We start from the raw sequence: 26906 nt of genomic DNA, 5'->3' as shown, positions 1-26906 counted from the left end.
CGTTAACAACACAATTGATGAATTTAGGAGTTGCAAGGTGAAAACCGTCATCACTGAAGCGATTGCTGCCGCTGACAATCAAGGGCGTTTTCTGAATGCCAGCGAGCTGCAGGCCGTGAATGGTCGTTACCAGCGTGCTGCTGCTTCTCTGGAAGCGGCCCGTGTCCTAACCAACAACCAGCAAACCCTGGTGCGGGAAGCGGTGCAGGAGGTGTTCAAGAGGTTCCCTTACTTGACCCAGCCGGGTGAAATGGGCCACGGCGATGTGTTTCAGGCCAAGTGTGCCCGCGACATCGGCTACTACCTCCGCTTCATCACCTATTCCCTGGTTGCGGGTGGCACCGGCCCCCTCGATGAATACTTGGTAGCCGGGCTGCGGGAAGTGAACCGCTCCTTTAACCTCTCTCCCAGCTGGTACATCGTGGCTCTGCAGTACATGAAGAGCCGCGCTCTGGGCATGCTGAGCGGCCAAGCGGCCAACGAAGCTGCCATCTACTTCGATTACGCCATCAACGCCCTCAGCTAAGGGATCCCAGGGCAAAGATCCCCGCTTGTTGGGAGGGGACGATCTCTTTCTTCGTCTTCCAAGTGTGTATCTCTCCAGAGCAGGCGGCGGCTCCAGAGAGGTCTATTCCACCTGTTTCTAGGTTGGCTTAGCGCCTCGGCTCCCTTTGAGCCAGTTGGGTTAGTCGCCTGCTCTCTAGTCTGGGGGAGTTAACCTCTGGGTTCTAGACATTGCCTGGTGGCAACGCGGCTGGCCCGCGAAAGTAGCCGGTACAGCTTGTCCGGCGCTTGGTTGCCCCTGACAGTCCTCTAAACGAAATCTGATAATAATTGGGGAAAGCGATGTTCGGTCAAAGCACCACCAGCCCTGAAGCTCTGACAGAAGCCGGCAGCCGGGTTTACCGAGTTGAGTACACCGGCCTGCTCAACCCTCCCGATGCTCTGGCCACCTCTGCCAAAGTTCGCCGCAGCACCCTGAGCGCCACCGTTCCCTACAGTCGGTTGTCTGCCGAGATGCAGCGCATTCTGCGGATGGGTGGCAAAATCGTGCAGGTCACTGCCTTGTCGGGAGCCAATGCCTCTCCTGCTCAGGACAACGGTGCTGCTGAGTAAGGGATGCTCGACGGCTAACTGAAGTTACCGGCAAGGTTGCCCAGGTGTCATGAACAGCTCTGCAACGGTTCGTATGGCATCCAACACGGCGGTGCTGCCACAGCAGCTTAGCTGGGAGCAGGCGATAGCCCGGCTGCAAGGGGATGACTTGCAAGATCGCTACTATGCCGCCTGGTACTTGGGCACAGTTCGGGATCCACGTGGGGTAGAGCCACTGCTTTTGGCGTTGCAGGATGAACGGGATCGCACCGCCTTGGGGGGCTATCCTCTGCGCCGCAATGCCGCTAAGGCCCTGGGGCAAATCGGGGACGTGCGGGCCGTGCCCGGTTTGATCGAGGCGCTCACTTGTACCGACTTTCATGTGCGGGAAGAGGCTGCCTATGCCTTGGCTCAATTGGGGGACAAGCGAGCAGTGGATCCCTTGCTGGCACTGTTGCAGTCCCGCGAGCAGGAGCAGCCCTGGGAAGCCCTTATCGAGGCCTTGGGTCAGCTTCAGGCCACCGAGGCTGAGGCAGCGATCCGGCCCTTTTTGAACCATCCCTCTGAGCGGGTGCGTTCGGCAGCGGCTTGGGTGCTCTATCGCTTTACGCAAGCCGAGGAGCTGACCCAAATCCTGGTGGCGCTACTGGCCCACTCCAACTCCAGCCTACGACAGGCCGCTTTGTTCGACCTGGCCGAATCGGGATGGGTGGCGGGGGCGCCGCTGCTGGCCACAGCCGACGTGGCTCTCAACCTGCGCATCAATGCTCTGAAGCGGCTGTTCGATGTGGCGCTTCAGTTGGGGTGGGTGCCGCTGGCTCAGGTGACGGCGGTGATCCTGCCGCAACTGGAGAAGCTCTTCTAGGATCCTGGGGCGCTCAGTGCCTTTGATCAGCGGTTTCAAGTGTACCTTTGACTATTCGTTGCCTATGTCCTCCGCCTCGGCTGCTCAAGCGTTTCCCATTGCTGTGGCTCAACTGGCAGCAGAATTGGAGCAGGCCACGTCGCCTGAGGAATTGTTGCGGGTGGTGAGGGCGCTGGGCGCTTTGGGCCAAGTGGAAGGGATCCCCATCTTAATTCGCGCCTTTGGGTTTAATCGCCCTGCAGTTGGGGAGGCTGCTCTGGAGGAGGTGCTGCGCTTTGGGGAAGCCGCGGTGCAGCCCTTGCTGAGCCATATTGACGGTTTTGACTATGGGGCGCGGGCCTATTCGGTGCGGGCTCTGGCCCGCATTGGCCATGGGGATGCCTACCCCTTTTTGGCGGAAGCCATTGTAGCGGACTTTGCCCCCAGTGTGCGACGGGCGGCGACCCGTGGGCTAGGACGAGTGGCGGCCAAGCGGCCCTTGCTCGATCAAGAGCGAGCCTTGCAACTGTTGCGGCAATGTCTTGCCGATGCCGATTGGGGAGTCCGCTACGCCGCCGTTGGATCCCTGACGGACTTGGCTCTCCAGGGTGAACAATCTCTGCGCCCCTCAGTCGAGGCTGCGCTCCAGATGGCCCTGGAAGATGCCGATCCTCTGATCCCTCTCCGCGCCCAGATGAGCTGGCAGGAATTGGCTGCCGAGCCTTAGCTTCCCTGCCCCACTGTGTTTTTCTTAAGTTTTTCTCGTTTTTTTAGGAGCACCATCTATGTCCCTTCCGTTGCTTGCCGATCGCCCCACCACCCAAAATGAACGGGTGCCTCGCTACTTTGTGCCCAGCGACGAAACCCCGCCCGTCTACCGTCCTGACGACCCGACAGGTATCGACAACATCATTCGCGCCGCCTATCGCCAGATCTTCAGCGAGCATCTGATGCTGGAGAGTTATCGGCAAAAAGCTCTGGAGTCCCAATTGCGCAACGGGGCAATCTCGGTCAAAGAGTTTGTGCGCGGCCTGGGCAAGTCGGAGGTGTACCGGGATCTGGTCATGGTTCCCAACGACAACTACCGCTTCATCGAGGTCACCTTCCAGCGCTTTTTGGGTCGGCCCACCTACAGCCAACAGGAGCGCATCAAGTACTCCATCATCGTTGCCACCAAGGGGCTAGATGGCTTCATCGACGCTGTGGTGGATAGCGAAGAGTACAATGCCGCCTTTGGGGACGATGTGGTGCCCTACCAGCGCCGTCGTCTGTCGGAAAAGCCCGCCAACCTGGTGACCCCCCGCTATGGAGCCCGTTGGCGCGATGTCTCCGGCGTGAAGCGCTCGACGCGGGAAGTGGTGCGCACCTATCGTCTCACCCGTCCTCCCAAACCCGGGGATCCAGAAAACTTCCTCAACATGGCCCGCATGCTCAATCCCAAGCCGGCAGCGCGGCAAAACATCAGCGTCTTCGATCTGAAGATCCCTGACATGACCACCAACCGCCGCTAGGACTAGACGAACTCCCCAATCCGCCGGGCCGATCGATCCGCTGCTGTTCGGGTGGGTCGGCTCGCTGCTGTGTTTGAGCAGGATTCGTTATAATCTGGGTGATGCTTCTTAACACTTGGGTCGCATGAAGAATCCGGTTGTGCGGGCTTTTTTTGTCGGCAAGGCTGTGGCGGATGTCCTACGGGAGCGTTTGGAAAGCGCCCTCACCGATATTGCCGGGGAAGTGGGCAAGGTGTGGGCCGAGCTGCAGGAGGGCTGGCAAACCTTTGCCCAGGATGTCATGACCCGGGCTGAGGCAGAAGCATCCATGGCCGCCCAGGAAAGGGTGCCGCCTCCTTTCCAGACAGAAGATCTGCAGGCAACTCTGGACGACTTGCGGGCGGAAGTGGCGCAGCTGCGCTCCGAGTTGCAGAAGTACCGGAGTCGAAACGCTTGAGTGCCAGCACACTGGGATCCCAGGCTTCAACCTCTTTGGGATCACAACCCGTCAAGCCCTATACCGCCTACCGCTGGGCCCGGGAGAACTATACTCGCCAGGGCCGCATGCTGGACATTTGGCGATTTGTGCTCACCTGGCTGTTTTACCTTTGGCTGGATCAGCAGGCTTGGAGCTATGGGGGACAACCCACGCCCGAGCGAAAGGCCCAGCGCCGCCGGGCCAGAGCCATTTGGATCCGCGAAACGCTGCTTAACTTAGGCCCTACTTTTATTAAAGTGGGGCAGTTTTTCTCCACCCGCGCCGATCTCTTCCCCTCGGAATATGTCGAGGAGCTCTCCAAGCTGCAGGATCGGGTGCCTGCTTTCAGCTACGAACAGGTGGCGGCAATTGTGCAGCAGGAGCTGGGCAGGCCGATAACCCAAATCTACAGCTACTTTGATCCCACCCCTTTGGCCGCTGCCAGCTTGGGGCAGGTGCATCGCGCCAAGCTCAAAACCGGGGAAGAGGTGGTGGTGAAGGTGCAGCGTCCAGGGCTGACCCGGCTGTTCACCATCGATTTGGAGATCTGCCGTGGGATTGCCGAGTTCTTTCAGTATCGCACCTCTTGGGGCGGGCCGGGCCGCGACTGGATCGGCATCTACGAAGAGTGTCGGCGCACCCTCTGGGAAGAGGTGGATTACCTCAATGAGGGCCGCAATGCCGATACCTTCCGCCGCAACTTTCGGGATATGCCGCAAATTGCCGTCCCCAAAGTGTATTGGCGTTACACCTCTCCTCGCCTGTTGACGTTGGAATACCTGCCGGGGATCAAAATCAGCGATTACGAAGCCCTGAGCGCGGCGGGGTTGGATCGCAAGGTTTTGGCTCGTCTGGGGGCAGAGGCTTATCTGCGGCAACTGCTCAAGGATGGTTTTTTTCACGCCGATCCCCACCCCGGCAACATTGCCGTGAAGCCCGATGGCACGCTGATCTTCTACGACTTCGGCATGATGGGCCGCCTGCCCTCCGATGTGAAAGAAAAGCTGATGGGCACGCTGGCAGGTGTGGTCTCCAAAAATGCCGATCGGGTGGTGGCCTCGCTGGTGGAACTGGGGGTGCTGGTGCCCACCGCCGATCTGGCTCCCGTGCGCCGCTCGGTGCAGTACATGCTGGATCACTTTATGGACAAACCCTTTTCCAGCAACTCGGGAGAAATCTCGGTGGCGGCCATTAGCGAAGACCTTTACGAGCTGGCCTACGATCAGCCGTTTCGCTTTCCGGCTACCTTTACTTTTGTGATGCGGGCCCTGACCACGCTGGAGGGGCTGGGGAAGGGGCTGGATCCGGAGTTCGACTTTATGGAGGTGGCCAAACCCTTTGCGGAAGAGCTGATGAGTTTGAACGGAAGCGAGACCGAGACCCTCTTGGCCCAGGTTGGCCGTCAAGCGGCTGAGTTCACCAGCAGCAGTCTCAGTTTGCCCCGCCGGATTGAATTGACCTTGAGCAAGTTGGAACAAGGGGAGCTGCGCCTGCGGGTGCGATCCAGCGAGACGGAGCGCTTGCTGCGCAAGCTGAACAACACCGGGCTGGGAGTCATTTACGGGGTGTTGTTTGCGGCCTTTTTTTTGAGCGCAACTCAGCTCTTTTTGGCCGGACATGCTACCTTAACGGTTATCACTTTGGTTTTGGCTGCCCTCGCTGCTCTTGCTTTAATCAGAGTACTCTTAAGGTTGAATCGGTCAGAGCGATTGATGTGATGCGACGATATGCCTGCGCTACGGATCCCGGCAAGATCCGCAGCAGCAATCAGGATGCCTACTACTGCGATCCAGAGGGGCGCTATTTTATTGTTGCCGATGGTATGGGAGGACATGCTGCCGGGGCTACAGCCAGCCTGTTGGCTGTCGAGACCATCCGAGAATATCTGGATCGAGGCTGGAAAAACGTGCCGGCACCCCGGTTGCTCAGCGAAGCCGTAGAAGCAGCCAACAGTGCCATCCTCAAGGATCAGCGGGAAAATCCAGAGCGGGCAGACATGGGCACTACGGTGGTGGTGGCCATGGTGGATCCCAAGGGCAACTGCTGGAGCGCTCACATCGGTGATTCTCGCCTCTATCGCCTACGGGGATCCGAAATGCAGCAAATGACAGAGGATCACACCTTAGTGGCTCGCTCCATTCGACTGGGGGAGCTGACCTATGAGCAGGCCCGGATTCACCCTTGGCGACATATTCTCGAGCGCTGCCTGGGCCGACCCGATGCGGGTCCACCTTCTGTGCAGCCGATTACAGTTTACCCAGGGGATCGCCTGTTGTTGTGTAGCGACGGCCTGACGGAGGAGTTAGACGACGAAGTGATCATCGAGTACTGCCTGCAGGTGGAAGATTTGGAGCAGCTTCCCCTAAAGCTCATCGAGGCGGCCAAAGAGCGGGGCGGGCGAGACAACATCACGGTGGTGATTGCCGAATACGCCTAGTTTGCCCCCGGCTAGAGACGGTATTGGCGGTACACTTCGCTGGCAGCCCGGTGCAGCAGGGAGTGGCGATACACGAGGCGGTCGAGGTCTTTGCCGTAGCCGCCGCCGATGACGCAGGCGACGGGGTAGCCCTGCTTTAGACAAGTGTTCAGCACTTGCATGTCCCGCCGAAACAGGCCCTGGTCGCTAAGGGCCAGCTTGCCCAGGAGATCTTCCTCGTGGGGATCCACACCGGCATCGTAGAGCACCAGGTCAGGGCGCACCTGAGCCAACAGATCGGGCAAGTGGTCGGCCAAGGTCTGGAGATAGGCTTCATCTTCCATGCCTACCGGCAGGGCCACGTCCAGGTCGCTCTGTTGTTTGGTGGCGGGGAAGTTGGCCTCGCAGTGCATGGAAAAGGTGAACACCCGCGGCTCGGAGCGGAAGATCCAAGCAGTGCCGTCTCCCTGGTGGACATCCAAATCCACGATCAAGAGCCTTTGCACTAGCCCTTGCTGCAGCAAGACTTGGGCGGCAATGGCCAGGTCGTTGAAGATGCAAAACCCAGAGCCGTAGCCGGGAAAGGCATGGTGGGTGCCACCGGCGGTGTTGCAGGCCAAGCCATGGCGCAGGGCCAATTGGGCAGTCAGGATGGTGCCGCCCACCGCTCGACAGGTGCGCTGTACCAGCTCTGGGCTCCAGGGCAGGCCGATGCGCCGCTGCAATTTGGCTTCCAGGGATCCCTCACAGTAGGCCCTGACGTACTCAGGGGTATGTACCGACTCAATCCAGGCGAGAGGGGGCAGCTCAGGGTGGTGCACTTGCTGGGGGCGGATCACCCCTTCCCGCAGCAGCAGCTCTTGCAAGAGGCGAAATTTCGGCATGGGAAAGCGGTGGTCCGGCGGCAGGGGGGCACTGTAGTCGGGGTGGTAAACAATTGGCAAAGACATCAAGGGCAACTGGATTGACGGCGGTGAGCATGGCCTATAACGGCTCCAGTGCTTATGGTAGAGGTAGCCCGCTCCTGCCGGATCCCTTCGCGAGGCTTGCAAACCTGTTCTCTGTACCGCCGCGATTCCCTATGTTTACTGCGTCGGATCCCTTTTTGGGTCGCCTCTTGGCTCAGCGTTATCGACTTGTACATCTGCTGGGACAGGGGGGCATGGGGCGAGTCTATTTGGCTCAAGATTTGCTCTTTGGTGGGGTGGAAGTGGCTGTCAAGCTGCTTTCCCAGCCGGCAATGGATCGGCGCACCCGCCTGCGCTTTGAACGGGAAGCGAAAGCCTGCGCGGCTTTGGGCCAAAAAAGCCTGCACATTGTCAAAGTCAATGACTATGGTATTACCCCCGATGAGGTGCCCTTCTATGTGATGGAATACCTGAACGGCAAGACCCTCAAGGATATTCTGGCCGCGGGGGCTTTGCCTTTGGAGCGCTTTTTCCGGCTGGCCCGCCAAATTGGCCTGGGGTTAAAGGCGGCCCACGAGGGGATCCTCATGGAAGGGCAAAGGGTACAGGTGATCCACCGCGATTTGAAGCCGGCCAATGTGATCGTGGTGGCCGATGACAGTTTTGGGGAACTGGCGAAGCTGGTGGATTTCGGCATTGCCAAGCTGCTCAATAGCCATGAATCTTTGAGCTTTACCCATGCCTACCTGGGAACGCTGGCCTATTCTTCCCCGGAACAGCTGGAAGGGTTGCCGCTGGACGCCCGTTCCGATATCTACAGCTTCGGGATCATGCTGTACCAGATGGTGTCTGGCCAGATGCCCCTCAAGTCCACCACCGAATCTTTCCCGGGCTGGTACCAGGCCCACCACAAGCACCGGCCCATCCCTCTAGAAGACTGGGGACTGAAGTTTCCGCTGCCCGCCGGTTTGTCTGACTTGATCCTCGGTTGCCTGGCCAAAGATCCTGCCGCCCGCCCGCAGTCGGTGGCCAATGTGTTGGCGGAGCTGGAGCACATTCAAGCCAGAGCACAGGGATCCCAAAAAGGATCTCCAGAGACCGTTGCCCTTCAATCTCCGCTGATCTCCTCTGGAAGTGTTGCCTCTGGCCCACTTTCTGGAGACCCCACTGCTGTTGCGCCGCCCTTGGCCGCATCAGGTACTCTGCGGCTCAGGCCCCTGACGGCGGTCGCCGAGGTCGAGAACGGGGGATCCCTGCTTTGGGTGCGCCTGATTCCCCTTCTAATGGGCGGGTTGCTGGGCTTGACCTTGGTGAGTTGGGGATGGGGACGGTTTCTCCAGCGCCCCTCGGCCCCCCGTGTTTCCGGGCCAGGATCTCGTCCGGCAGTGGAAGATCCCATTGCCCCAGAGAATGTCCATCCTATGCCTGGGGAGCTTGTCCCTGAGCCCCTTGTTTTGGCTTCAGAGCAGAACGGACGGCGGGATCCCGCGCCGGAGCTGGAACCCTACAACAGGAGCGAGCCGGTGTTTCGCGCCTTTCCCTTGGAGACTTCCCGCGAGACGGTACGAGCCAGCCTGGGATCCCCCAGCCAGCAGGGGCAGGGCGCTTGGCCCAATACCGTGTACGACCTGTACCGCTTTGGCGGGGTGGACTTGGGCCTCACCTACGACGAATCCAGCCTGGCCCTGCGGCAAACCGAAGCCACCGTCACCGCTGGCGTACCCACCCCGCAAGTGGAAGGCCTCTTGGAGGATATGCTGCAAGCCCCCTTGCCTGCTCAACTGCAGCGGGAACTGCGAGCCGTGCGCGAGGGACGTTCCGGGCGAGTGCAATTCCGCGTTGGCCCCTGGGCCGGCAGGATCGAACGCAACGCCCAAGGCCATCTTTACATGGCCCTCTGGGATCCCACGCTGCCTGGCGGTGCTCCACCACCTTCCCCCTCCTTTCCTACCCTACCCCCGGCTGCCCCTGTTGCCCGGCCTCCCAAGGCCCGCAACCCCAATTCAGCAGCAGGCGGCCCTCGTCCCGGCCAGACCATGCAGGAGCTGCTGCGCCGTGCGCGCGAATTGCGGGGGGACTGAGCCATGTCTGCTTCTGAAGACAAAAAGCCGCTGTTGGGCACCGTCGCTCGCTTCTTCAAAACCCTGGCCAGGCCCTTCCCTATCGGGCCTACGGCTCTCCTTAAACCCCCCGAACCTCCTCCCCCCAAGCGCCCGGTGCGCCTGCGGATTACCTGCCCGGGAGAGCCCCCTCGAGTGGTTGCCCTGAAGGGATCCGACATTCTCGGTCGCAGCCAGACGGTGGCCACCATTCGCATCCCTGCCCCCGCGGTGAGCCATCTCCACGCCCACATCCGTCCCCGCCCGGATTGGCGCCTGCCCGGTCTGGGTTGGCGGATCCCGTTGCCCCCTATTCTCTACTGGCTGGGGTGGAATGCCGGTCGCTACCAGCTAGAAGATCAAGACTCGACCAACGGCGTTTTCCGCCTCAAACCCTTCGGTGGTGTCGAGCGGGTGCGCCGGGTGATCTTGCGGCATGGCCAGCAACTGAGCCTTGGCCCGCCTCGGGATCCGGAGAGCGTCTGGATTCAAGTGCTGGATCCACCCCCACCACAGGTGTATGGGGTGCGCGGCTGCCTCATCTTGATGGTGGTCTTGGGGCTGGGGGCGAGGATTTGGATCGGCCATGAGTGGAGCAAGTTCTCAGTGGAGCCACCCCTCTCCGCAGATCGCAACCCCCTGATCGTCCTGGCCGGGGATCAGCAGACGGAGCTGCGCCGCCATCAGGGGGACACCTACCGGGAGCTGCCCGACCTGGAAGCTTTTGGGCCGATTTTGCCCAAGGTGGTGGTCGCCGCTGAAGATCACCGCTTTTACTCCCACTTTGGGGTGGATCTGCTGGGCATTGCCCGCGCCTTTTGGGTGAACCTGCGCTCGGGGGAAGTGCAGCAGGGGGGCAGCTCCATCAGCCAACAACTGGCCCGCACCGTGCTGCGGGACTACACTGGCTCCGGCAACACCTTCGGGCGCAAGCTGCGGGAGGCTGTCGCCGCCCTGAAGCTGGAACAGCGCTACAGCAAAGACGAAATCCTCGCTCTCTACCTCAACAATGTTTACCTGGGCAACGGCATCTACGGCTTTGAGACTGCCGCCCAGTTCTATTTCGGGATCCCAAGCCGCCAGCTCAGCCTTTCCGAAGCTGCGACCTTGGCGGCCATTTTGCCCGCGCCCAACGCCTTTAACCCCGTCGCCAACTATGATGCCGCCGTTCGAGGCCGGGATCGGGTGTTGGATCGCCTGAGCGAGCTGAAAGTCTTCCCCGAAGAGGAGATTCGGCGGGCCCGGCGCAGTCGCCTCACCCTCAATCCCCATTTGCGCTCCCAAACCATGACAGTTGCTCCCTACTTTTACAGTGCCGTCTTCCAGGAGCTGCGGCAGCTCTTGGGCCAAGACCTCTCGGCAGAGGGCAACTTCATCATCGAAACCACGGTGCATCTGCCCTACCAGCGTTTGGCAGAGCAAGTCCTGGCCCAAACTGTGCGCGAGTCGGGATCCCGCTTGGGCTTCAGCCAAGGCGCTTTGGTCAGTCTCGACAGCCGCAACGGCGAAGTTCTGGCTTTGGTGGGCGGGATCGACTACAACGCCAGCCCCTTCAACCGGGCTACCCAAGCTCAAAGGCAGCCGGGCTCCACCTTCAAAGTGTTCACCTATGCGGCTGCCCTCACCCAGGGGATCCCTCTCTCCCAAGTGTTGTCTTGCGAGCCCCTCACCTGGGGCAACCTCACCTTTCGGGGCTGTCGCTCGGGATCGGCCCCTATGGATTTGGCCCGCGGCCTGATCCTCTCCGAAAACGTGATTGCCCTGCGGTTGGCCCAACAAGTAGGTCTAGAGCAAGTGGTGGCGACGGCCCGGCAAATGGGCATCCAATCGCCGTTGCAACCCTATCCTTCTATGGTGATCGGCACAATGGAGGTGAACTTGCTGGAGTTGACAGCAGCCTTCACTCCTTTTGCCAATCGTGGCCTTTGGTCAAGGCCCCACACCATCCGCCGCATCTTGGATAGCAGCGATTGCGCCAACCCCAACGACTTTCGCACCTGCCGTGAGATTTACCCTGGTCGGGAGGATCCCCGCTCTCAGCGACTTGTCCTGCCAGAAACCGTCGCCCAACAGATGACAGCCGTACTGCAAGGGGTGATCAGCTCCGGCACCGGTACTACTGCCCGGCTCGGCATTGGAGAAGCCGGTAAAACCGGCACCACCACCGCCAACAAGGATCTGCTCTTTATCGGCTACACGCCCAACCCTCCTCTGGTGACCGGCGTTTGGTTGGGCAATGATGACTCCAGCCCAACACGAGGAAGCAGCAGCATAGCTGCTCAAACTTGGGGAAATTACATGAGGCAAGTCATTACCAATAGTTTGACGATGGTTCAATAGAGCAACTCCGAGAGCAGCCTTGGCAATTGGCAACCCCAAATCCTGACAACCCGACAGAAAACTCTCCTGCATCCCAAGTGAGAAATGCCTAATAACCAGTTTGGCCGTACCCCTCAATAAACCCACAATCTAGGTTCACCCACTTTCTCAGCGCAGATCTCGGCCAAAGGGCAACAACGACAAAATAATTAACTTCATGTGTTGTTTGGCAAAGGGGATCCCAACAATGGTGATTGCCAGAATCACAGCCCAGAAGAGATGGTTAAGCACCAACGGCCAGCCAAACAGCAATAGCCAGATGACGTTAAAGATCAGCAGCAGCGGGCTGTTGGCATCGGGATACTCCACCACTTCCTTTCCGAAGGGGGCAAGCACTGCAAACCCCAGTTTGATGCTCTGCCAGCCAAAGGGAATGCCGATGATTGTCAGGCAAAGGCTCAGTCCTCCTAAGATGTAGCCCAAACCTGTCAGCAAACCCCCGAAGATTAGCCAGATGATGTTGCCAATCAAGCTCATGATTCAGATCCTCCACCGTTGAGACCAAATTGCAGGGTACAAGAGCAGAACTAGCCTTCCTGTTCGACATCCATACTCTAACCAGCTGTTGGCCAAGACTGGGATCCCAAAATCTGCTTCTTTCCTGGGCTCTAGCGTTCTGCGTCACCGAGGGGAGCGGGCTCCATCACCGGAGGCACTGCGGCCCTATTCACCTTGCAGGGCAGAATGCGGTTCAGAAAGCGGAGGATCCCCCAAACCCAACTGACGGTGATCACCCAAAAGATCCACAACCCGCTTGCCCACGGTTGCGGCAAGTCCAAGGCCATCCCCCCAATCATTGGGCCAAGAGCAAACCCCGCCGCCCAGCAGAGGGAGTTGACCGACAGATACACCCCCCGCAAGTGATCCGGCGCCAAATCCGCCACCAAAGCAGAGGCAGAGGGGTTGTAGCTCACCAACGCCAAAGAGAGCACCGCCAGCGCCAAGACTGCCACCGCCGGGGCCGGAGCCCCCAATTCCGCCGCCAGACCGCTAAGCCAAACCAAAAGAAATCCCACCCCCCACATCAGGGCGGATCCCTGCAACCCTTGGATGCGCGTCCGGCGATTCAACCAACGGGCCACCGGCATCTGCAGCAGAGCAACCAAGGCCCCATGTAAGGCAAACAAAATGCCGATTTGCACCTCTGGGATCCCTACCCCATTGCGGAAGTAAAGGGGCATGCTGCTGCTGAGCTGGGCCACATAGGTGGTGAACAGGATATTCGACAGGCCAAACACCAAAAGGGAGCGATCTCTAAGGGCGGTTTTCCAACCTGCCAACACAGGCTTTGCTGCCGGACAAGTCGCCCGAGTTTCCCGGATAAAAAACCAAAGTACTGCCAGAAAGATTAGAAAAGTGACACCGTCGATTACAAACAAGAGCCGATAGGCCCCCGTCAGAGCCACCAGCGTGCTGGCCATAGCCACCCCAAGGCTGAGGCCCAGGTTATCCCCCAGACGGTTGAGAGCGTAGGCTTCGTTGCGCTGCTCACGAGTGGTTAGATCTGCTACAATCGCTTCCGCAGGCGGCCAGTACAACCCCTGCCCCAAGCCTGCAGCCATATTGGCCAGGGCAAAACTCCAGAAGTCATAGGAGAGCGCAAACCCAAACGACCCCAAGGTGGAAATAGCCAGAGAGAGGATCAAAGTGGAACGGCGCCCCCAAGCTCCATCGGCCATCGAGCCGCCCAGGATGCGGCCAAACACCCCGGCAAAAGCCATAATGCCTAGCCCCAGGCCCACTTGGGTGGCGGTCAGCCCCACCTGATTCACAAAAAAGAGACTGGCATAAAACAAGGTAAAGCCGGTTCCAGTTTGGGAAAGCAGCCGACCGATAAAGATCAGCCAAACCTGAAAACTGAGCTTCGGCCACCAAGAAGGGATCCACATGTTGAGTGCAGCAGGATGTTGAGTGCAGCAGGGGAGGGCCTACCTAGCCTACGGGATCCCGATCCTTGAGGCCAGGGCAAGGAGCCTGCTCTGACAAGTAAACTGAAAATTTGTGCAGCCAGGCTTGATGTTCGTTGCCAGAAGGCTCTTCACCCAGCGAGCCAGCAGACAGGGCAACCCATTTCCCCAACTCCAAATATTCGCTCAACAGCCGCGCCAACTTATAAACTCGATAATCGAGCTGCACTAAGCTACTTTTCATCTGCCCCAAAACACCCAGTCCTCTTCTGAGCCAACTTACAACCTTCAACCTTTCCCAAAACCTGCTGAGCAGGAAGCCAACCCCCATCTTGCTTGCTGCAGCCGAGGTGCAAGTTCCCTTTGCCCACAACAGAGCACCTGTAGCTCAGCCGCAAACCTGGACAAAGCTAGAAGAAGCTGTGCCTTACAGTTCTAGTACCAACAATTTTAACTAACGGGGGTGCGGGGGCAATAGGTCCCATGCTCTAGCCGCAGGGTGAGCACTGGGATACATGGATCCCCGCCATACCCCTGAGCGAAATCTGTAGTAAAGCCTACTTATGCTGGCGGTAACCTACAAGTACTGGGCTTATCCAGATGCCTCCCAACAAACCAGCTCACGGGCGGACGACGGGGATTGACCTGGTTTTGGAGCAATTCCTGACGACTTCAGAGGGCGCTTTTGGGAACGGCCCAAGGGCTTCAAAGCCCTGCAAGGCCAGCTGAGAAGGCTGCAACCCAGGGGGGCGAGAAAACAGCAGGGGTCTTGCCACTGGAAGAGAGCACCACTGCAGGTTGCCAGGATGCAGCAGGGCATTGCCAATGGTTGCCAAGAGTTTCATTTCCAGAGGGCCCATTGGCGTTGAGACCGAGGGCAGACCCTCTCTATCTTTTCTTTGTGGAAGATCTTTGTGGAAGACCTCAAGGCCAAGGGCTGGGCAAGGGGGATGTTGCCCAAGGATTGCGTCGAGGCTGCCTGGGGATAGATTCTCTGCCTTCTGGAGTGGGTTTGCTGGAAGGGTGGGGTGGACTTTGCCAAGGTTGACCCCAAAGGAAGCGGCCAAATCGGTTGCAAGTGCTGGGGGATGGTTAGCAACAGCTGGGCCGTCGGGGGGCCTCAGTGCCCTGAATGCCGGTACCGGGTGCATCGGGACTCAGCCTCAGCCTTGGGAACTGTGCTGGGTGGATTAGAGGTTGTTTTGCGAGCTGGCAGTGCCTAGGGGGGAGGCTGGGGAAGGGGAACCGCCTGTCCAGTTGTTCTGTCGGGGGTTGTAGACCCAGACAAGTGGCGTGGGGCAGGAATGCCCGACCGCGAGGTAAGGACTCCGTCCTGCTGACGGGAAGGGTGGCCCGCGCTCTGTCCATAGGATGAGCGCCGGGAGGATGTCACTCTTGCCGACTTTGGTGTTCGCGCCAGAACTGCTCCGCAAAAGCCACCGTCGGGTGGAGAGGGGCACGGGGTTTGCTGCGCAGGGGCATGTTGGCTTCTTCAGGGGTGCGGTTGCCCTTGCGTTGATTGCAGCGTTCGCAAGCCGTCACCACATTGTCCCAACTGTGGGATCCCCCTTTGGAGAGGGGCACGACATGATCCAAGGTCAAATTGTGGGTGGTGCCACAATACTGGCAGGTGTGGTGATCCCGCCGCAAAACCTCCCGCCGATTCACAGGGGGCACGCGCCAAGCGCGCTCTTTGCCCTTGATGGTCAGGCGAATATGTTCGGGCACTTCAATGACCTGGTTGGGGGAGCGCACCTTCCACACCGGCACATTCATCATCGAGAGCGGTTCGGCTTTGCCTGTTAGCAGCAGCACGATTGCCCGCTTGATATTGACCCGGCTAATGGGCAAATAGTTTTGGGAAAAGACAACGATCGACTGTTCCAGAAGGTGGGTAGCGGCAGTCATGGCTCAGCTCTTCCATTTGCCGCCATTCTCCTGAGGAATCTGCCGAATGGCAAGCTTTTCCCCACCGCCATCGACACCGGCAGAGCTCAGACATTCAAGAGTTTCTTACGATCGCCAGCCAGACAGATGGGCTAGTATCCGGGTGATGGTTGGATCCCGTACCGCCCATGACCTACCCGCTGCACGTCGCCCTGGTTTGGCACCAACACCAACCCCTCTACAAAAGTCCGGTGGCGGGTAAATATCGCATGCCTTGGGTGCGCCTACACGGGATCAAAGATTACCTGGACTTGGTGTTGCTGTTGGAGCGCTATCCCCGCCTGCACCAAACGGTCAACTTGGTGCCCTCCCTGATTGTGCAAATCGAAGAGTACGTAGCCGGCTCGGCTTTTGATCCTTACCTGGAACTGACCCTATCCCCTGTCGAAAAGCTCGGCCCCGATCAACTGCGCTTTGTGGTCGAGCGCTTCTTCGACAGCCACTACCCCACCATGATCGAGCCCTACCCCCGCTATCGGCAGCTCTACAACCAACGGGAATCTCAGGGGGTGAACTGGTGTCTGCAGTACTGGACTCCGCAGGACTTCGGGGATTTGCTGGCCTGGCACAACCTGTCTTGGTTTGATCCTCTCTTTCAGGAGGATCCTGAGATTGAGGGCTGGATCAAAATGGGATCCGGTTTTACCCTGGCGGATCGGCAGCGGATCTACGCCAAGCAACAACAGATCCTCGGCGCCATCTTGCCCCAACACGCCAAACTGCAGAGCAACGGCCAACTGGAGCTGACCACCAGCCCCTATACCCACCCCATCTTGCCCCTGTTGGTGAGCGAGCGCTCGGCACGGGTGGCCCGCCCAGGGTTGCCCTTACCTCGCTACCCCTTTCACTGGGAGCAGGATGTCCACACCCAACTGGAGCGGGCTAAGCAGATCTATCGGGAGCGCTTTGGCCGCGAGCCGCGGGGCCTGTGGCCTTCCGAGCAATCCGTAAGCCCTGCCATTGTGCCGATTGTGCAAGAACAGGGCTTTGATTGGATCATCTCCGACGAAGGGGTTTTGGGGTGGAGCCTGGGCCAGCCTTTTCATCGCGATGGGCAGGGCCACATTCTGGAGCCGGAGAAGCTCTACCGCCCCTACCGCCTGGAAACCGAGCGGGGGGATTTGGCGATTGTCTTTCGGGATCACCGCCTTTCGGATTTGATCGGCTTCAGCTACAGCGCCATGCCCGCCGATGCTGCCGCCAAAGATCTCATTGGCCATCTGGAGAGCATCCGCAACCGCCTGCCCCAGGAGCAGCCCTGGCTGGTGACCATCGCTCTGGATGGGGAAAACTGCTGGGAGTACTACCCCCAAGATGGCCGGCCCTTCTTGGAAAACCTTTACACCCGCCTCAGCCAGCACCCGGCGCTGCGCTTGGTGACGGTCTCCGAGTTTCTGGATCAGTTTCCTCCCACTGAGTTTTTGCCGGCAGAGCAGCTGCACAGTGGCTCTTGGATCGAGGCGGACTTCACCACCTGGATTGGGGATCCCGTCAAAAACCGCGCTTGGGAGCTTCTGGCCCAAGCCCGTCAGGTGATTCAGGATCATCCCCGCGCCAATCCCCAAGCCTGGGAGGCCCTCTGGGCCGCCGAGGGATCCGATTGGTTCTGGTGGTTTGGGGCAGGCCACTCCTCCGCCCATGATGCCGTTTTCGACCAGTTGTTTCGGGAGCACCTGCAGGCGCTCTACACTGCTTTGGGAGAGGCGGTGCCGACCGTGCTGCAATTTCCCCTGGAGGATCATGACGGCCTAGGGGATCGCCTGCCGCAGGGGTTTATCCACCCGGCCATCAACGGTCGTCCGGCAGAACGGGAGTGGAGCCAAGCGGGGCGGGTGGAGATTGGAGCGGCCCGAGGCACCATGCACCGCAACAGCGCCGTTCGCCGCCTCTGGTACGGGTTCGATCACTTCAACCTCTATCTGCGGCTGGATTTTAACTCGGTGGTGCAGCGGCCCAGGCAATTGCTGGTGCTGTGGTTCTATCCCAACCGCGTCACCGTCAACAGCCCCATTCCCCTGCAGGGATTGCCGGCAGAAGCCCCTCTCAACTACCACTACCGCCACCTGTTGCGGTTGTCACTGCCGCCTCCCGGCACCGGCCAGCATCCGGCAGAGGTGCAAGCCCAGCTCTTGCAGGCAGGGGAGTACCACACCTGGCACGCCATCGGCCATCAAGTGAAGGCGGTGGTGGATGCCTGTTTGGAGGTGGCCATCCCCTGGAGCAATTTGGGCGCCCAGCCGGGTCAGGAGCTGCAATTTGTCATCCTGGCCGCGGATGGCGAGACCTTTCAGGAAGGGATCCCGCCCAAGGCCACCATTGCCCTGCGCAGACCCTGAGAGTGATGACCAGCAGAGCTTCGAGTTATGTCGCGCGATCTCTATCCCCCCATCGAGCCCTACGATCAAGGCTTTCTGGCGGTTTCCTCCCTCCACACCTTGTACTACGAGCAGTGCGGCAACCCGGCAGGCAAGCCGGTGGTGTTTTTGCACGGGGGGCCTGGAGGCGGGATCGATCCCATCTACCGGCAGTATTTCGATCCCAGCCGCTGGCGGGTGGTGCTGTTCGATCAGCGGGGCTGCGGGAAAAGTCGCCCCTATGCCGAGCTGCGGGAGAACACCACCTGGGATCTGGTGGCGGATATCGAGAAGTTGCGCCAGCATCTGGGCATTGATCGCTGGTTTGTGTTCGGGGGCAGCTGGGGCAGTGCCCTTGCCCTGGCCTATGGGCAAACCCACCCCCAATCCTGCCTAGGGTTTATCTTGCGGGGCATTTTTCTCTTGCGCCCTTTTGAGCTCCGCTGGTTTTACCAGTCGGGGGCCGGCTACTTTTTCCCCGACGCTTGGGAACATTACCTGGAGCCGATCCCTCCCGAAGAGCGGGATGACCTGCTGGCAGCCTACCACCGCCGCCTAAACGACCCAGATCCCCAGGTACGGCTGAGGGCAGCTCGCGCCTGGTCCGTCTGGGAGGCCAGCACCAGCAAGTTGATCCCCAGCCCAGAGCTCATCGAGCGCTTTGGTCGGGGAGAGTTTGCCGAGGCCTTTGCCCGCATTGAGTGCCATTACTTTGTCCACAGCGGTTTTTTGGATCCGGAGGATCAGCTCCTCAGGGGGGTGGGACGGCTGCGGCATCTGCCGGCGGTGATCGTCCAGGGGCGCTACGACGTGGTGTGCCCGCCCATCTCTGCTTGGGAGCTGCATCAGGCTTGGCCAGAAGCAGAGTTTCGGATGATCCCCGATGCTGGCCATTCCATCACCGAGCCCGGAATCCGCACCGCCCTCCTGGAAGCCACCGATCGCTTTGCCGGTTTGTGAGCCCCGCCGAGCCAACCCAGTGCTGCCAGGGATCCCAAGACCTTGAAGAATTGCTACAGGAAGGCCGGCAAAACCTTGGGATCCAGCCCAGAAGCACGGCCAAGCCTATCGACAGTTGGCGATTTTGGGTTTATCACTGAGGGAGGGGCGGTGCAAGCTGCCCACACCTGGCTGGTGCATCCACCCAAGTGCTTCGCGGATTCAAGCTCATTTCTACTTCACCGTTTCCAGGGTCGAACCATGCAGAAACCAACCCATCTGTTCAAGCTTGCCCTAGCCCTGCCCATCTCCTTCTTGCTGGCAGATGCAGTTGTGGCCTACCCCTGCGACTCGGTTGGGGGTGAAGCTTACAACCACCACGGCTCCACGGTTCAGGTCAGCAGCGACGCCAACAGCTTCGGGGTTCAGTGGTCGCCTGCCTCCTATGCTGTCGGCAACGGCTTCATTGGAGTTGCCATTGAAACGGTGAACGGCGAGCAAGCCCAGAGCGCCATCAGCCGTCGTCTGTTCGGCCCCGCACCGCAAGTTCGAGGGGTGCAGGTGGTCGGCCTGCTCCAAGACGGCCCTGCTCAACGAGCCGGTCTGGCCCAGGGCGATATTTTGATTGGAGTGGATGGGCAGCGGGTCACCTCCGTGCAACATGTGCAGCAGATCATCCAAAATACCCCGGTAGGCCAATCGGTGCCGATTACCTTCCGCCGTGGTGAGCAGGTGCTGTCAACGGTGGTTGTGGTGGGGGATGGCCGGGTGTTGCGCCCCTTGATGCTGCAGCAGCAGTGAGCCTTGTCGGGATCCCTACCCGGAGCTCTCTGTGAATGCCAATTGGAGTTCGGGATGGGCTGTCTGGGCAGTTTGCGGCCTCAACGGCTTGCTGTTTTTGGCCCTGGTTGCTCTCATTCCTGTCATTTTGAAGCTGCGCTCGGCTCTTGGGGTCACAGAGCGGGCCATGGCCGATTGGCGAGAAGCAGCTCAACAGGCCTTGGCTCCCACCCCGGCTGAGTTGCTGCGTCTGCGGGATCGTCTGCGCGAGAATCGCCATACCCTTGCCCGCTGGCAACGTCGTTTGCAGTTCTGGCAAGGGATCCGCAGGGTGGCCGTTTGGCTGGGGCGTAGGCTTTGAGGGATATGGATAGCAACCGTCCTGTCTCCAACCCCATCCGGTTGCAGGTCATGGCCAACGCTCTGGCGGGGATTGCCGAAGAGATGGGAGCCCGCCTCATCCGCGGTTCTTATTCGGCCAACATCAAGGAGCGGCGGGATTGCTCCACAGCTCTGTTTGACGCGCAAGGGGCTTGCATTGCCCAGGCAGCTCACATCCCGGTGCATTTGGGCGCCCTTTCGCAGGCAGTGCGAGCGGTGGTGGCAGCCAACCCGCGACCCGGAGATGTGTTTCTCCTCAACGATCCCTACCAGGGAGGATCCCATCTGCCGGACGTTACGGTGGTCGCGGCCATTCCCGGCTGGAGGGATCCCGACCGGATTTGCGCCTATGCTGTGAACCGTGCTCATCACGCTGATATTGGAGGGATGCGCCCTGGCTCCATGCCCGCCGACTCCACAGAACTTTGGCAAGAGGGGCTGGTGATCCCGCCGGTACGGCTGGCTGGGCTCTCTCTAGAAGGAGAGTTGTCCTGGCAGGAGGATCTGCTGCGCCTAATCCTGGCCAATGTGCGCAATGCCGAGCAGCGGCGGGGGGATCTGCAGGCCCAGGTGGGGGCCAGCGCAGTGGGGATGAGCCGGTTTCGGGAGTTGCTGGCCCGCTTTGGAGAAGAGGAAGCTTGGCAGTTGATCGCAGGGGTCATCGAGTACAGCCGCCGGCGGATGCGGGCGCAAATTCAGGCTCTGCCCGATGGGATCTACACGGCTGAGGATTGGTTGGAGGGCTACGGGGATCCGCCCGCGCCCCTTGAGATTCGGGTGCAGGTGGAAGTAGAGGGCGAGAAGCTGCGGGTGGACTTCACCGGCACTGCTCCGGCCATGGCGGGAAACCTGAACGCGCCGCTGGCCGTCACCCGCTCGGCAGTGTTGTTTGCCCTGCGTTGTCTGTTGGATCCCACGGCCCCCAGCAATGTCGGCCTGGAGGATCCCATCGAGATCGTGGCGCCGCCTGGCTGCTTGGTGAATGCCCAGTTTCCGGCAGCAGTGGTGGCGGGCAATGTGGAAACCTCGCAGCGCATTGCCGATGTGGTGTTCAAAGCTCTGGCTCCCGTGGCCGGATTGCGGAGCATCGCCCAGGGACAGGGCACCATGAACAACTGTGTGCTGGGCAACCGCCGCTTCACCTACTACGAAACCCTGGGAGGTGGTCAGGGGGCCAGCCGGCAACGACCGGGTTTGGACGGAGTGCATGTGGGCATGAGCAATACCCTCAACACCCCCATCGAGGCTCTGGAGCTGGAGTATCCCCTGCGGGTACTGCGCTACGAGCTACGCCAGGATTCCGGCGGCCATGGCCAACAGCGGGGCGGCTGGGGGCTAATCCGCTCCATCCAGACTTTGCAGGATTGCACCCTCTCCCTGCTCACCGAGCGGCGCCACTATGCCCCCCAAGGAGAACAGGGAGGCGGGCCAGGCCAAGTGGGGATCAACCTCCTCAACGGGGATCCCCTACCCGGCAAAATCAGCCGCTCCCTAAAAGCCGGCGACGTGATCACCCTCTACACGCCGGGCGGCGGGGCTTGGGGCTCAAACGAGGATGAGCAGGCTCCCGAACCCAGGTAGCGCAGGTGCTCAAGAAACAACTGCTCGCAGCGGCGAAGCACCTCATCGCGGCTGGCGAAGTGCTCCAGCCTTTGCACTTCTTGACCTTTCTCAAACAAAATTAGGGTTGGCAAAGAGCGCACCCGATAGCGGCGCGGCAGCCAAAAATTGTCGTCTACATTCACCCGCAGTACTTTGACCGCCCCTCCCCACTCGGCTACGAGACGGTCGGTAATCGGCTGAATGAAGCGACACAGGCCACACCAAGGGGCGCCGAAATCCACCAAAACCAACCCATCACTTGTCAAAAGTTCTTGATTAAAAGCATCTAAAGCAACTTGCAAGGCCATCACTCCCAAACTAAAGAAGTTCTTTGGGATCATGCTACCAGGCAACTCGGCTGGCTGCAGAAACCATTTGTGGATGGAAGGCGTAAAGAATCACTACAAAGCTGAACACCCCCAAATAGGCCCAGCGCAGAAACTCTCGCGGGCGCAGTTGCTGTCGCTTCTGCAGAATGGCCAAGCCGGGGATCACGGAGGTGCGCGCCTTGAGATCGCGGAAGGCCTGCCCGTATTTCCGCTCCAGGCGGTGATCCCCGTGCCAAACCGCAAACAGGTGGTAGGCAATGAGCCCAAGCGAGGTCACCGCCATAAAGCTGGAGCCAATCCACAGGGAATGGGCCACACACCAGATCACCTGGCCCACCATTTGGGGATGACGGGTGATACGGATGATCCCGGTTTCAAACAGGTGGATCTCCGGCTTGCGAATGGCGGCGATCTCCAGCAAGTTGAAGGTGGCCGGATACAAAAAGAAAAAAGAGAGGGCAGACAAAAGAGCAACGGTGGTGCGAATGCCTGGGACGGCTTGGAGATCCCAGAGAATCACCCCGTCGTAGCGGTGGTTGAAAAAATAGATGAGCAACAGCGGTGCCAAACTGAGGCTCACCAGAGCAAAGAAGATGCGGTACAGACGGGATCCCAGCCAGCTTTCCCCCCAGGGTCGCAAGTAGGCTAATCCGCTGTGAGCACAGGCAAACCCCAAGATCAGGGCTAACATTGTCCAATGGGATCCGTACTGGCCCAGCTTCTGCAGAAAGTCGCTGAAGGGGGTGAACAGCATCTTTTGGGTGACTCCTCTGGTGTTGCTGTGGCTTATGCTTAAAAGTAAGTTACATTAGGTTCCCCATGCTCAAAACTTTTTTTCTGCGTCTTGTCAGCCTGCTCCTGTCTGTAGCCCTTTTGCTGGGCTCAGCGAGCTCAGTTGCTCAGGCTGCCCGTCTCACCGGCAAGTATTACGAAGACAGCATGACCTTGATCCAAACCCTGCGCACCGTCCTTTCCGAAGGGGATCCCCTGATGAACCCGGAAGAGGCGCGAGCGGAAGCCATGCAAGCCATCCAGGAGTTTTCTGGGCGCTACCACGGCCATCGCTACGATAAGCTGCAGTCTTTTACCACTTTGCGCACGGTGTTTAACACGCTGGCCTCCCAGTACCGCACTTCCAACCGGCCTCTCAACCCCGAAAAGGTGGAGCGGGTGCTGATGCAACTGGATCGGGCCGAATTGGCCCTGCGCCGAGAAGGTTGAGCTTTTTTTAGATTGGATCTCCCCGATCCAAATCACAGGCAAATCTCCTCGCTGTGGCCAAACTGTTCCCAGTCCCCGGAAGCCAGCATCTCCTCAGATGTCTTTTGGAACCTGAAGGGGAAGAGTAAGGCTTTCTTGCTCATTTCGATTTTCGATTGAGGACTTGGGAGGTTGTGATGGTCAAAAATCGTTGGGCTTTGATCCCGCTGCTGCTGATGGTTGGGGCTGTTGCTTCTCACCCAGCTTGGCTCCTGTCTCTCCCAGCCCAAGGACAGGTCGTTGGGGCTGTCGAGGAGGGATCCCCGGGCCCCTTTTTTGCGACGGATGGCCTGGCCCTGCGGGGCTATGACCCGGTGGCTTATTTCATCGACGGCAAGCCCGTCAAGGGATCCCCAGAGTATGAATGGGAGTGGGGAGGGGTGACCTGGAGGTTTGCCAGCGCCGACAATCGAGAGCGGTTTCGCAACAACCCAGAGCGCTTTGCCCCCCAGTACGGCGGGTTTTGTGCCTGGGCCGTGGCCCACAACTACCTTTACCCGGTGGATCCCTTTGCCTGGAAAATCGTCGATGACAAGCTGTACCTGAACGCCAACCAGCGGGTACAGCGTAACTGGGAGCGCGACATCCCCGGCTTGATCAAGAGGGCAGATGCCAACTGGCCAGCTTTGAGAAGCCGATAGGCCCAAGTCCCTCTGGCCTGGGGTTCAATGGGCGAGGCGCAGGGTCACCTTGATGCCAACTCGGTAGGGGCCGCTTTCGCAGAGTTCCAGCTGGCCTCCCATTTCTCTCAGGAGCCGCTCGCTTACCCGCCAGACGGCACAGCCCTCTGTTTGAATGGGCACATGGCATCGCCCCTCAAGGTTCCACCCCAGGCACAGTCGCCCCTCTTCTTCTGCGGTGGGATAGGGGTGCAAAGCCATCGAACCGTAGCGTAGGGTGCGGATGCCCCAGCGACACACTCCCAGCAGCGCCTGCACCAAGCCGTGGGGATCCGCCCAAACGGTGAGGCTGTCGGGGAGAAGGGGCACCTCAAAGGCCGAGGTGGGTTGTAGGGCCGGCCATTCGTAGCGAATGCCCTGATCCTGGGCCTGTAGGCGAGTTAGGCTGTACACATCCTGCAGGAGGGGGCGTAGTCGGGTCGGTTCCGGTCGCAGAGGTTGGATGGGCAGGTCGTGGCGAGCCAGGCGGGTGTATTCCTCGAGCAGCTTGATCAGGCGCTCTACCGCCTCTTTGGCACTTTGCAGGTATTCCCGCTCCTCTTCGGGAGAGTCACATAGATCCGACAACACCAACTGCAGGGATCCCATCTGGCTGCTGAGGGGGTTGCGCAGCTCATGGCCGATGCTGACGAGCAACTCTTGTTGAAAGGCTCGCATCACCTCAGAGCGTTCAAAAGCAAACTGCCAATCCACAGCCTCTTGCTTGTCGGCAGAGGCAGCCTGCTGTAAGGGTGGGTCGGGTTTGGCTGTAGGCGAAGGCTCCCTCAAGAAGTGCTCCTGGCGAAGGACAGGGGATCCCATCCGTGCTCAGATCTCTGGGCTCGGAGCTTTAAGTTTTGGACAGTTCCGGCTCCGGCGATACCCCATCTTATGGGATCCTACCCTTTTCTATCCGACGAAGTGGGCGCTGACCACCCGTTCAATCCCGGCCAGATCTCGGTGAACTTGGATCTGCCGATAACAGCCCCTATCTCGCAACTGCTCCGCCACCCAAGGGGCTTGGCCTCGCATCACTTCCACCGCCCAAAAGGAGTTCGGGGCCAAGTAATCCGGTGCTGCTTGAATCAACAGTCGCAAGTGGGCTAGGCCATCTTCTCCGCCATCCAGAGCCTGTCGTGGCTCGTGCAGTCGCACCTCTGGCATGAGCGAGGCCAGCTCGGCAGAGGGAATGTAGGGAGGGTTGGAAACCAGGCCGCGCAGCCGTCCTCGCCAGGGATCCAAGGGCACAAACCAGGATCCCAGCAGCAACTTCACCCGCTCCTGCAGATGGTGGGCTGCCACATTGTCTGCTGCAATAGCCAAGGCCTCTGGGCTGGAATCCACGGCCAGAAGCCGCAACTGGGGGTGCTGATGGGCCAACGCAATGGCAATCGCCCCGCTGCCTGTACCCAGGTCGGCAAAACAGGATCCCGGCGGCAGAGGATTGGCCTGTAGCCAAAGGGAAGCCTGCTCCACCAGCAGCTCGGTCTCCGGGCGTGGGATCAGCACCGCCGGCGTCACCCGTAAGCTCAAGCCCGCCCACTCAACTTTGCCCAACAGATACTGTAGGGGGATGCGCTCTTCCACCCTTTGCCGCCAAAGGGTCTGCACCTCCTCCAGGGGATCCCCCTCCCCAGCCGGAGCGCGACCCATCAACCGCTCCAATGGCCCCCACCCCAGCCGTTCTTTGAGCAAAATCTCCACTTCCTCGGCAGGGATCCCAGCCGCTTTTGCCGCCCTCAGGGCTTGGGCACGCCACTCTGTTAACCGCTTCACCAGAGCAGACGGGGATCCCATCAGGGGCTTAGGTTAACGCTGAGGCTGGGGACTTGCAGAAGGATTGGCAGGCCGGGCCAGGGATTGGATATACTCCAGCGCCGAGCGAGAGGGGATAAAGGCAATTTTCTGCACATCGGCCTGCGCGTCGGGGGCCAGCATACGCTCTACCACAATGGCCAGCGAGGTCACTTCAATCTGGGTTTTCCCAACCACATCCGGGTTCTGCGCCGCCGCCCGATCCAAAGCCCTCCGCAAATCGTTGCGGTCGAAGAAGAAGGGCACCACCTCATGGCCATCCTGCTCGATGGTCAGCAGCCCCTCTCCGGAGCGGCCATAGAACAGAGGCACGCCGATTGCCTCCGGGGGCACATCTTGTCCGGTTTCCTTCAGCACCTGCTTGGCTGCTTCCACATCAGAAGCCCGAGGCACCACCTCAAAATACAGGTCACTATTCTTGGCGCGCTCCTCTTCCGATTTTTCGTAGGCATACCCCAGCGAGAGAGGCACCACCCGGGCTTGACTGGCTATCTCGGGGTTGCTGGCTTTCACCTGCTCCAACATTTGTTGGGCCTGGGCCTGATCCAGCCAGAAGGAAACCACTTGGATGGTGCGGCCATCTCGCTCCACATTGGCGACAACGGGGGTGCCGTTCTGAGACACAATGGCAAAAACAGGCACCAGATTTAGCCGCTCCGCCACCTCTTGCCGGCTCATGGGGCCTGCGGCTGCCTGAGCCAGTAGGGCATTCTCCTGAGCCCAAACAGGAGTCACAGCCAAACCCCCCCAAGCTGTTCCGATCAGGATCCCGGCTACGCCGCCCACCTGAGCTGCACAGCGGCAGAGGGAGCGCACAGGCGATACTACATTACAACGCGTCATTCTCATCTCAACTCCCGGCATCGCGCCTTGTTCTGGTTGCTATGGGGTCAGCTTCCTAAGTACTAACCAACAGCCTGGGGCAAATCAAAAGCTGCCTAGATTAAACCCGCTCAACAGGGCTTAGGCTAGCGATGCGGCACACTCTCAGCCTTAGGATCCCGGTTGGCCATCGCTGACAACACCCCGGCACACCTATCTTGAAGAGCGCTCTTGGGCCACCCTAGAAGCCAAGGTTAGAACATCTGCTCGACCTCTGTCGAGGGGCAAAGCCCCTGTTTTGGGTGGGGATCCCGCATCACCCAATACTATATACGGAGTCGCATACAACTGATCCACGCTAGATGCAGATCCCTCCGAGGGTTGTGTACCCAGCTCTCCCAT

Annotated in this window: 28 protein-coding genes; 18 read left to right on the top strand and 10 right to left on the bottom strand. The window is 59.8% G+C overall.

Going from position 1 to position 26906, the window contains the following annotated elements:
* Positions 1 to 37 precede the first annotated feature (37 nt).
* The 8 genes from ACVWZG_RS06240 (at position 38) to ACVWZG_RS06205 (ending at position 6344) form a co-directional block, all read left to right on the top strand.
* Positions 38 to 526: a globin family protein gene (locus ACVWZG_RS06240; protein WP_011432574.1), complete on the top strand. Its 489-nt coding sequence runs from the start codon at positions 38 to 40 to the stop codon at positions 524 to 526.
* Between the two features lie 320 nt (positions 527 to 846).
* On the top strand, positions 847 to 1116 hold the full coding sequence (locus tag ACVWZG_RS06235) for a phycobilisome linker polypeptide (RefSeq protein ID WP_414349914.1): 270 nt from the start codon (positions 847 to 849) through the stop codon (positions 1114 to 1116).
* A gap of 73 nt (positions 1117 to 1189) precedes the next feature.
* The gene (locus ACVWZG_RS06230; protein ID WP_457392537.1) at positions 1190 to 1960 is read left to right on the top strand and encodes a HEAT repeat domain-containing protein; all 771 of its coding nucleotides are present in this window, start codon (positions 1190 to 1192) and stop codon (positions 1958 to 1960) included.
* Positions 1961 to 2024: 64 nt separating this feature from the next.
* Positions 2025 to 2666 carry a HEAT repeat domain-containing protein gene (locus ACVWZG_RS06225; protein WP_457405683.1) on the top strand — a complete coding sequence of 214 codons (642 nt, stop codon included), beginning with the start codon at positions 2025 to 2027 and terminating at the stop codon, positions 2664 to 2666.
* A gap of 58 nt (positions 2667 to 2724) precedes the next feature.
* Entirely contained in the window at positions 2725 to 3450 is a 726-nt protein-coding gene (locus ACVWZG_RS06220; protein ID WP_414406383.1) for a phycobilisome rod-core linker polypeptide, read from the top strand.
* Positions 3451 to 3574: 124 nt separating this feature from the next.
* Positions 3575 to 3886: a DUF6825 family protein gene (locus tag ACVWZG_RS06215; RefSeq protein ID WP_414399370.1), complete on the top strand. Its 312-nt coding sequence runs from the start codon at positions 3575 to 3577 to the stop codon at positions 3884 to 3886.
* On the top strand, positions 3883 to 5625 hold the full coding sequence (locus ACVWZG_RS06210) for an ABC1 kinase family protein (protein WP_457405681.1): 1743 nt from the start codon (positions 3883 to 3885) through the stop codon (positions 5623 to 5625). The genes ACVWZG_RS06215 and ACVWZG_RS06210 overlap by 4 nt, the downstream gene beginning before the upstream one ends.
* A complete protein-coding gene (locus ACVWZG_RS06205; protein ID WP_011432581.1) occupies positions 5625 to 6344 on the top strand; it encodes a PP2C family protein-serine/threonine phosphatase in 720 nt (239 codons plus the stop codon). Before ACVWZG_RS06210 ends, ACVWZG_RS06205 begins: the two co-directional genes overlap by 1 nt.
* An 11-nt stretch (positions 6345 to 6355) precedes the next feature.
* On the opposite strand, the gene ACVWZG_RS06200 is transcribed toward ACVWZG_RS06205, so the two are convergent.
* On the bottom strand, positions 6356 to 7273 hold the full coding sequence (locus ACVWZG_RS06200) for a histone deacetylase family protein (RefSeq protein ID WP_457405679.1): 918 nt from the start codon (positions 7271 to 7273) through the stop codon (positions 6356 to 6358).
* A 131-nt stretch (positions 7274 to 7404) separates the two neighbouring features.
* On the opposite strand from ACVWZG_RS06200, the gene ACVWZG_RS06195 reads away from it, so the two are divergent.
* Positions 7405 to 9312: a serine/threonine-protein kinase gene (locus ACVWZG_RS06195; protein ID WP_457405677.1), complete on the top strand. Its 1908-nt coding sequence runs from the start codon at positions 7405 to 7407 to the stop codon at positions 9310 to 9312.
* A 3-nt stretch (positions 9313 to 9315) separates the two neighbouring features.
* A complete protein-coding gene (locus ACVWZG_RS06190; RefSeq protein ID WP_457405674.1) occupies positions 9316 to 11670 on the top strand; it encodes a transglycosylase domain-containing protein in 2355 nt (784 codons plus the stop codon).
* A gap of 147 nt (positions 11671 to 11817) precedes the next feature.
* Here ACVWZG_RS06190 and ACVWZG_RS06185 read toward each other — a convergent pair whose 3' ends face one another.
* From ACVWZG_RS06185 to ACVWZG_RS06175, 3 genes are all read right to left on the bottom strand, one after another.
* Positions 11818 to 12186: a YccF domain-containing protein gene (locus ACVWZG_RS06185; protein WP_414343163.1), complete on the bottom strand. Its 369-nt coding sequence runs from the start codon at positions 12184 to 12186 to the stop codon at positions 11818 to 11820.
* A 131-nt stretch (positions 12187 to 12317) separates the two neighbouring features.
* Positions 12318 to 13598 (bottom strand): MDR family MFS transporter, encoded by a 1281-nt coding sequence (locus ACVWZG_RS06180; RefSeq protein WP_457405672.1) that lies wholly within the window; start codon positions 13596 to 13598, stop codon positions 12318 to 12320.
* Positions 13599 to 13641: 43 nt separating this feature from the next.
* Entirely contained in the window at positions 13642 to 13860 is a 219-nt protein-coding gene (locus ACVWZG_RS06175) for a hypothetical protein (RefSeq protein WP_414331694.1), read from the bottom strand.
* Between the two features lie 745 nt (positions 13861 to 14605).
* Between ACVWZG_RS06175 and ACVWZG_RS06170 the strand changes: the two genes are divergently transcribed.
* Entirely contained in the window at positions 14606 to 14839 is a 234-nt protein-coding gene (locus ACVWZG_RS06170) for a zinc ribbon domain-containing protein (RefSeq protein WP_457405781.1), read from the top strand.
* A 166-nt stretch (positions 14840 to 15005) separates the two neighbouring features.
* Here the strand turns inward: ACVWZG_RS06170 and ACVWZG_RS06165 are convergent, their stop codons facing one another.
* Positions 15006 to 15524 carry an HNH endonuclease gene (locus ACVWZG_RS06165; RefSeq protein ID WP_414344109.1) on the bottom strand — a complete coding sequence of 173 codons (519 nt, stop codon included), beginning with the start codon at positions 15522 to 15524 and terminating at the stop codon, positions 15006 to 15008.
* A gap of 167 nt (positions 15525 to 15691) precedes the next feature.
* On the opposite strand from ACVWZG_RS06165, the gene ACVWZG_RS06160 reads away from it, so the two are divergent.
* The 5 genes from ACVWZG_RS06160 to ACVWZG_RS06140 all read left to right on the top strand — a co-directional run bounded on the left by ACVWZG_RS06160 (position 15692) and on the right by ACVWZG_RS06140 (position 21598).
* Positions 15692 to 17899, top strand: coding sequence for a glycoside hydrolase (locus ACVWZG_RS06160; protein ID WP_457392517.1), 2208 nt, complete (start codon positions 15692 to 15694; stop codon positions 17897 to 17899).
* A 27-nt stretch (positions 17900 to 17926) separates the two neighbouring features.
* The gene (gene pip, locus ACVWZG_RS06155) at positions 17927 to 18877 is read left to right on the top strand and encodes a prolyl aminopeptidase (protein WP_414344113.1); all 951 of its coding nucleotides are present in this window, start codon (positions 17927 to 17929) and stop codon (positions 18875 to 18877) included.
* A 240-nt stretch (positions 18878 to 19117) separates the two neighbouring features.
* Positions 19118 to 19657 (top strand): PDZ domain-containing protein, encoded by a 540-nt coding sequence (locus tag ACVWZG_RS06150; protein ID WP_414344114.1) that lies wholly within the window; start codon positions 19118 to 19120, stop codon positions 19655 to 19657.
* Between the two features lie 31 nt (positions 19658 to 19688).
* On the top strand, positions 19689 to 19997 hold the full coding sequence (locus ACVWZG_RS06145; RefSeq protein ID WP_457392514.1) for a hypothetical protein: 309 nt from the start codon (positions 19689 to 19691) through the stop codon (positions 19995 to 19997).
* A 5-nt stretch (positions 19998 to 20002) separates the two neighbouring features.
* The gene (locus tag ACVWZG_RS06140; protein WP_457392511.1) at positions 20003 to 21598 is read left to right on the top strand and encodes a hydantoinase B/oxoprolinase family protein; all 1596 of its coding nucleotides are present in this window, start codon (positions 20003 to 20005) and stop codon (positions 21596 to 21598) included.
* On the opposite strand, the gene ACVWZG_RS06135 is transcribed toward ACVWZG_RS06140, so the two are convergent.
* Complete coding sequence (locus ACVWZG_RS06135; protein WP_457405669.1) at positions 21535 to 21927, bottom strand: thioredoxin family protein; 393 nt, start codon at positions 21925 to 21927, stop codon at positions 21535 to 21537. The genes ACVWZG_RS06140 and ACVWZG_RS06135 overlap by 64 nt on opposite strands.
* Positions 21928 to 21961: 34 nt before the next feature.
* Positions 21962 to 22702 (bottom strand): NnrU family protein, encoded by a 741-nt coding sequence (locus ACVWZG_RS06130; RefSeq protein ID WP_457392508.1) that lies wholly within the window; start codon positions 22700 to 22702, stop codon positions 21962 to 21964.
* Between the two features lie 65 nt (positions 22703 to 22767).
* Between ACVWZG_RS06130 and psb27 the strand changes: the two genes are divergently transcribed.
* Both psb27 and ACVWZG_RS06120 read left to right on the top strand, forming a co-directional pair.
* Complete coding sequence (gene psb27 / locus ACVWZG_RS06125) at positions 22768 to 23169, top strand: photosystem II protein Psb27 (RefSeq protein WP_011432596.1); 402 nt, start codon at positions 22768 to 22770, stop codon at positions 23167 to 23169.
* 176 nt (positions 23170 to 23345) lie between these two features.
* Entirely contained in the window at positions 23346 to 23849 is a 504-nt protein-coding gene (locus tag ACVWZG_RS06120; protein ID WP_457392506.1) for a YHS domain-containing (seleno)protein, read from the top strand.
* Positions 23850 to 23873: 24 nt separating this feature from the next.
* Here the strand turns inward: ACVWZG_RS06120 and ACVWZG_RS06115 are convergent, their stop codons facing one another.
* The 3 genes from ACVWZG_RS06115 to ACVWZG_RS06105 all read right to left on the bottom strand — a co-directional run bounded on the left by ACVWZG_RS06115 (position 23874) and on the right by ACVWZG_RS06105 (position 26525).
* Positions 23874 to 24656 (bottom strand): sensor histidine kinase, encoded by a 783-nt coding sequence (locus ACVWZG_RS06115; protein WP_457415302.1) that lies wholly within the window; start codon positions 24654 to 24656, stop codon positions 23874 to 23876.
* Between the two features lie 120 nt (positions 24657 to 24776).
* Entirely contained in the window at positions 24777 to 25664 is an 888-nt protein-coding gene (gene prmC, locus ACVWZG_RS06110) for a peptide chain release factor N(5)-glutamine methyltransferase (protein ID WP_457405667.1), read from the bottom strand.
* 12 nt (positions 25665 to 25676) lie between these two features.
* The gene (locus ACVWZG_RS06105; RefSeq protein WP_457396708.1) at positions 25677 to 26525 is read right to left on the bottom strand and encodes a Tic22 family protein; all 849 of its coding nucleotides are present in this window, start codon (positions 26523 to 26525) and stop codon (positions 25677 to 25679) included.
* Positions 26526 to 26906: the final 381 nt, after the last annotated feature.

Source organism: Thermostichus sp. OS-CIW-33, from assembly GCF_054059615.1.
Note: the sequence above shows the minus strand (reverse complement) of the source record. Positions and strands in the feature narration are given on the sequence as shown.